Source organism: Pseudomonas sp. Root329, assembly GCF_001424925.1.
GTDB classification, from domain to species: domain Bacteria; phylum Pseudomonadota; class Gammaproteobacteria; order Pseudomonadales; family Pseudomonadaceae; genus Aquipseudomonas; species Aquipseudomonas arabinosi.
Genome location: NZ_LMCV01000050.1, coordinates 288,225 through 294,905 on the forward strand (window position 1 = coordinate 288,225; position 6,681 = coordinate 294,905).

Consider the following 6,681-nt stretch of genomic DNA (forward strand, 5'->3'; position numbering starts at 1 on the left):
TCCCGCGCATTTATGACTGATGTTTCCCCAGGAAAGCCATCAGCCGGTGCACCTGTCTTTTTTGACCGGTTGCACCTTGGGCGCGAATGCTATTCAACAAAGCAAATAAGGTGCAACCAGTTTCGCGAGAATAAGTTGCACCTAGTCGGATTTACCTGGAAAACCCCTGTTTTTGCTCCCTTTTAGCGCAGTCCTCTCGGTTTACTAGAAGTAAAAGCACCAAGCAGGGGCGGTACGTTCGTACCGGAATTTATTTCCTGATGAGCTGCGTATTATTCCGACAAAAAAAGGGTTGCACCCGGTTGCACCTCGACGGTTGCACGGCTAATCTTGCCGCCAGCTGATGCCACGCGGTCGTGGCAAACATGAGGATAAAAATATGGCGACCACCACCCTAGGGGTCAAACTTGACGACCCGACCCGCGAGCGCCTCAAGGCTGCCGCGACCTCGATTGATCGCACGCCGCACTGGCTGATCAAGCAGGCAATTTTCAATTACCTGGAAAAACTCGAGGGTGGTGCAACCCTGACCGAGCTGAGCGGTTTGATCAGCAAAGACGCTGACGACGCCGGCGAGGTCCATGCCGACCACGCGCACCAGTGCTTCCTGGAATTCGCTGAAAGCATCCTGCCGCAATCGGTGCTGCGCGCTTCGATCACCGCCGCTTACCGTCGCCCTGAGCCGGAAGTGGTACCGATGCTGATCGAGCAGGCTCGCCTGCCGGTCGCCATGGCCGAAGCCACCAACAAGCTCGCCGCCTCGATTGCCGAAAAACTGCGCAATCAGAAGAGCGCCGGCGGCCGTGCCGGGATTGTTCAGGGCCTGTTGCAGGAATTTTCCCTGTCGTCCCAGGAAGGCGTGGCGCTGATGTGCCTGGCCGAAGCGCTGCTGCGTATCCCGGACAAAGGCACGCGTGACGCACTGATCCGCGACAAGATCAGCACCGGCAACTGGCACCCGCACTTGGGCAACAGCCCGTCGCTGTTCGTCAACGCCGCTACGTGGGGCTTGCTGCTGACCGGCAAACTGGTCGCCACCCACAACGAAGCCGGCCTGACGTCGTCCTTGAGCCGCATCATCGGCAAGAGTGGCGAACCGATGATCCGCAAGGGCGTCGACATGGCCATGCGCCTGATGGGCGAGCAGTTCGTGACCGGCGAAACCATCGCCGAAGCCCTGGCCAACGCCAGCAAGTTCGAAGCCAAAGGCTTCCGCTATTCCTACGACATGCTGGGTGAAGCCGCACTCACCGAGCACGACGCCCAGAAGTACCTGGCCTCGTACGAACAAGCCATCCACTCGATCGGCAAAGCGTCCCACGGTCGTGGGATTTATGAAGGTCCGGGCATTTCGATCAAGCTGTCGGCATTGCACCCGCGTTACAGCCGCGCCCAGTACGAGCGCGTGATGGACGAGTTGTACCCGCGCCTGCTGTCGCTGACCTTGCTGGCCAAGCAATACGACATCGGCCTGAACATCGACGCCGAAGAAGCCGACCGCCTCGAGCTGTCGCTGGATCTGCTGGAGCGCCTGTGCTTCGAGCCGCAACTGACCGGCTGGAACGGCATCGGTTTCGTGATCCAGGCTTATCAAAAGCGTTGCCCGTATGTGATCGACTACGTGATTGACCTGGCTCGTCGCAGCCGTCATCGCCTGATGATCCGTCTGGTGAAAGGCGCGTACTGGGACAGCGAAATCAAGCGCGCCCAGGTCGAAGGCCTGGAAGGCTATCCGGTCTATACCCGCAAGGTGTACACCGACGTTTCCTACATCGCCTGCGCCCGCAAACTGCTGTCGGTGCCGGAAGTCATCTACCCGCAGTTCGCCACGCACAACGCCCACACCCTGTCGGCGATTTACCACATCGCGGGTCAGAACTATTACCCCGGCCAGTACGAGTTCCAATGCCTGCACGGCATGGGCGAACCGCTGTACGAACAGGTTGTAGGTAAAGTTTCCGAAGGCAAGCTGAACCGTCCGTGCCGCGTGTACGCACCGGTCGGCACTCACGAAACACTGTTGGCGTACCTGGTACGTCGTCTGCTGGAAAACGGTGCGAACACCTCGTTCGTCAATCAGATCGCCGATCAGTCCATCTCGATTCAGGCGCTGGTAGCCGATCCAGTGGCCAGCATCGAGCGGATGGCGACGCTGGAAGGCGGCTTCGGCCTGCCGCACCCGCGTATTCCGCTGCCGCGTGATCTTTATGGTGCCGAGCGCGCCAACTCCAGCGGCATCGACATGGCCAACGAACATCGTCTGGCTTCGCTGTCCTGTGCTTTGCTGGCAACCGCTCATAACCACTGGAAAGCGGCGCCGATGCTCGGTTGCGCGTCCAGCACTGAAACCCCTGCGCCAGTCCTGAACCCGTCCGATCTGCGTGACGTGGTTGGCCACGTACAGGAAGCGACCGTCGAAGACGTCGACAACGCGATCCAGTGCGCCCTGAACGCTGCGCCGATCTGGCAGGCCACCCCGCCCGCCGAACGCGCCGCGATTCTGGAACGTGCCGCCGATTTGATGGAAGGCGAAATCCAGCCGCTGATGGGCCTGCTGGCTCGCGAAGCCGGCAAGACCTTCGCCAACGCCATCGCCGAAGTGCGTGAAGCCGTGGACTTCCTGCGTTATTACGCGGTGCAGGCGCGCAACGATTTCACCAACGACGCCCACCGCCCATTGGGTCCGGTGGTCTGCATCAGCCCGTGGAACTTCCCGCTGGCTATTTTCAGTGGTCAAGTCGCTGCTGCCCTGGCTGCCGGTAACCCCGTTTTGGCCAAACCTGCGGAACAAACCCCGCTGGTGGCGGCTCAAGCCGTGCGTTTGCTGCTCGAAGCCGGGATTCCGGAAGGCGTGCTGCAATTGCTGCCGGGCCGTGGCGAAACCGTTGGCGCGCGTCTGGTCGGCGACGATCGGGTCAAAGGCGTGATGTTCACCGGGTCCACCGAAGTCGCTCGTTTGCTGCAACGCAACGTCGCGGGTCGTCTGGATGCACAAGGCCGCCCGATTCCGCTGATCGCCGAAACCGGTGGCCAGAACGCGATGATCGTCGACTCTTCGGCACTGACCGAACAAGTTGTGATCGACGTGGTGTCGTCGGCTTTCGACAGCGCCGGTCAACGCTGCTCGGCACTGCGAGTGCTGTGCCTGCAGGAAGATTCCGCTGACCGTGTCATCGAAATGCTCAAGGGCGCCATGGCTGAATGCCGTCTCGGCAACCCTGAGCGCCTGTCCGTGGACATCGGCCCGGTGATCGACGCCGAAGCCAAGGCCGGCATCGAGAAGCACATCCAGGGCATGCGTGACAAAGGTCGCAGCGTGTACCAGGTGGCAATCGCCAACACCGAAGAAGTCAAACGCGGCACCTTCGTGATGCCGACGCTGATCGAACTGGAAAGCTTCGACGAGCTGCAACGGGAGATCTTCGGCCCGGTACTGCACGTGGTTCGCTACAAGCGCAAAGACATCGATCAACTGATCGGTCAGATCAACGCCTCCGGTTACGGCCTGACCTTGGGTGTGCACACTCGCATCGACGAGACCATCGCCAAGGTGATCGACAACGTCAACGCCGGTAACGTCTATGTGAACCGCAACATCGTGGGTGCTGTTGTGGGTGTACAACCGTTCGGTGGCGAAGGCCTGTCGGGCACCGGTCCGAAGGCCGGTGGTCCGTTGTACCTGTACCGTCTGCTGTCGACACGTCCTACCGATGCGATCGAACAATCCTTCGCTCGCGGTGACGCCATCGCTGCCCCGGACGTTCGTCTGCGTGATGCCATGAGCAAACCGCTGAAGGCCCTGCAAGTCTGGGCTGACAGCAACAAGTTTGCCGACCTGAACACCCTGTGCGTGCAGTTCGCGGCGCAATCGCAAAGCGGGATCACCCGTCTTCTGGCGGGCCCGACCGGCGAGCGCAACAGCTACGCCATCCTGCCGCGCGAACACGTGCTGTGCCTGGCGGAAGTCGAAGGCGATCTGCTGACACAACTGGCGGCGGTATTGGCCGTCGGCGGTTCGGCGGTATGGCCGGAAGCTGAATTGACCAAGGCGTTGTTCGCACGTCTACCGAAGGAAATTCAGGCGAAGATCAAGCTGGTTTCCGACTGGAGCAAGGACGAAGTGCTGTTTGATGCGGTTCTGCATCACGGCCATTCCGATCAGCTGCGTGCGGTCTGCCAGCAAGTGGCCAAGCGTGCCGGTGCGATCGTTGGGGTTCATGGCTTGTCGCAAGGCGAGACCAACATTGCGCTGGAGCGCCTGGTGATCGAGCGGGCGTTGAGCGTTAACACTGCTGCGGCGGGTGGTAATGCGAGCCTGATGACTATCGGCTAAACCGCAACAAGACCGGGCATCCGCAATGGACGCCCGGTCTGCAATCCCCTTGTGGGAGCGGGCTTGCTCGCGAAGGCGGAGTGTCAGTCGACATCAACATTGACTGTTACACCGCCTTCGCGAGCAAGCCCGCTCCCACATTTGATTAGCAGTGCCCGGACTCCACCATCACGCTCATCAATCATCCTGTTCACCCCGCCCTTCCCACGCCTAGACTCGGTCCATTCCAAAAAAAGGTAGGCCGCCATGTCCGAGACGTTGCTCAGTTCCCGCAATCTGGCTTTCGAGCTGTATGAAGTCCTTGATGCCGAGGGCCTGACCCAGCGTGAGCGTTTCGCCGAGCACAACCGCGAGACCTTCGACGCCGCCATCGGCACCGCCCGCACCATCGCCGAGAAGTTCTTCGCCCCACACAACCGCAAGGGCGACGAGAACGAGCCGCGCTACGAGAACGGTCAGGCGATTCTGATTCCGGAAGTGAAACCAGCGGTGGACGCCTTCCTCGAAGCCGGTTTCCTCAACGCCGCACGCAGTTTCGATGCGGGTGGGATGCAACTTCCTACGCTGTTGTCCCAGGCCTGCTTTGCGCATTTTCAGTCGGCCAACGCGGCGTCGACCTCTTATCCGTTCCTGACCATGGGCGCGGCGAACCTGATCGAAAGTTTCGGCACCGAGGAGCAGAAACAGCGCTTCCTGCAACCGATGATCGACGGTCGCTTCTTCGGCACCATGGCGCTGACCGAGCCGCATGCCGGCTCATCGCTGTCGGATATTCGTACCCGCGCAGAGCCTGCGTCTGACGGCACGTATCGACTCAAGGGCAACAAGATCTTCATCTCCGGCGGTGATCACCCGCTGTCGGAAAACATCGTGCACATGGTGCTGGCCAAGTTGCCGGATGCACCGGCCGGGGTGAAGGGCATTTCGCTGTTCATCGTGCCCAAGTTTCTGGTCAACGATGACGGCAGTCTGGGCAAACGTAACGACGTGCTTCTGGCCGGCTTGTTCCACAAGATGGGCTGGCGCGGCACCACCTCCACCGCGCTGAACTTCGGCGACAACGGCGAGTGTGTCGGCTACCTCGTGGGCAAGCCTCATCATGGCTTGAGCTACATGTTCCAGATGATGAACGAGGCGCGGATCGGCGTCGGCATGGGCGCGGTGATGCTAGGTTACGCCGGGTATTTGTATTCCCTGGAGTACGCCCGCGAGCGTCCGCAAGGTCGCGTGCCGGACAGCAAGGACCCGAACACCGCGCCGGTGGCGATCATTCAGCACGCCGACGTCAAACGCATGTTGCTGACCCAGAAAGCCTACGTCGAAGGTTCGTTCGACCTTGGGTTGTACGCGGCGAGACTGTTTGACGACACCACGACGCTGGAGACTGAAGAGCAGCGAAAGCAAGCCCACGAACTGCTGGATTTGCTGACACCGATCGTCAAATCCTGGCCGTCGGAGTTTTGCCTGAAGGCTAACGAACTGGCGATCCAGATACTCGGCGGCCACGGCTACACCCGCGAATACCCGGTGGAGCAGTATTACCGCGACAACCGTTTGAACCCGATTCATGAAGGGACTCACGGTATTCAGTCACTGGACTTGCTGGGCCGCAAACTGGCGCAGAACGGCGGCGCGGGGCTCAAGCAATTGATCCGTCTGATTGCCGATACCGCCGAGCGCGCTCAAGCGTATGAATCGTTGACCGCGCTGCGTGAGCCGCTGGAGAAATTGGTGGCGCGTCTGCAAACCGTGACCATTGGTTTGCTGACGGATTTGGGGCAAGGCAAGGTTAATAGCAGCCTGGCGAACTCGGCGCTGTACCTGAAAGTATTCGGGCACACGGTGATTGGCTGGCGCTGGCTGGAGCAGGCGATTCGCGCGGAGGAAGGGCTGGCCAAAGGGAATGCGGCGGATGTGAGCTTCTATAGAGGCAAGTTGCAGGCGGCGCGGTATTTTCTGACATGGGAAGTGCCGGGTTGCCACCATGAATTGGCGATTCTTGAGGCTCGGGATGATGTGTGTCTTGGGATGCGGGATGAGTGGTTCTAACTAGAGCCTTGTGGTGCTGCTGACATCCATTCGCGAGCAAGCCCGCTCCCACAGAAGTTCGCGTTGAACCAAACAACGCGATCAAATGTGGGAGCGGGCTTGCTCGCGAAGGGGGAGTGTCATAAATTTTGTGTTCGGGCATAACATGTTGCAGAGGTGCATGTATGCCGACCAAGAAAAAACCGGCCAGTGGGGCCGCGCGAGACCTTCCAGCCATTCCAAAAGAGCTGATTGATCAGTTCGTAAACGGCCCGATGAGTGCCGAAGCCATTCAGGATGCCTCGATGGCGTTCAAGAAG

At 60.2% G+C, this 6,681-nt stretch carries 2 protein-coding genes and 1 pseudogene; all 3 read left to right on the plus strand.

Features of this window, described 5'->3' with window-relative positions; translation table 11 throughout:
• Positions 1-379: 379 nt before the first annotated feature.
• Positions 380-4,333, plus strand: coding sequence for a trifunctional transcriptional regulator/proline dehydrogenase/L-glutamate gamma-semialdehyde dehydrogenase (putA, locus tag ASC74_RS29880; protein ID WP_056746493.1), 3,954 nt, complete (start codon positions 380-382; stop codon positions 4,331-4,333).
• Between the two features lie 246 nt (positions 4,334-4,579).
• Positions 4,580-6,382, plus strand: a complete 1,803-nt coding sequence (locus ASC74_RS29885) for an acyl-CoA dehydrogenase (RefSeq protein WP_056746495.1) — start codon at positions 4,580-4,582, stop codon at positions 6,380-6,382.
• A gap of 164 nt (positions 6,383-6,546) precedes the next feature.
• Positions 6,547-6,681, plus strand: a pseudogene (locus tag ASC74_RS29890) (IS256 family transposase); the annotation flags it as partial.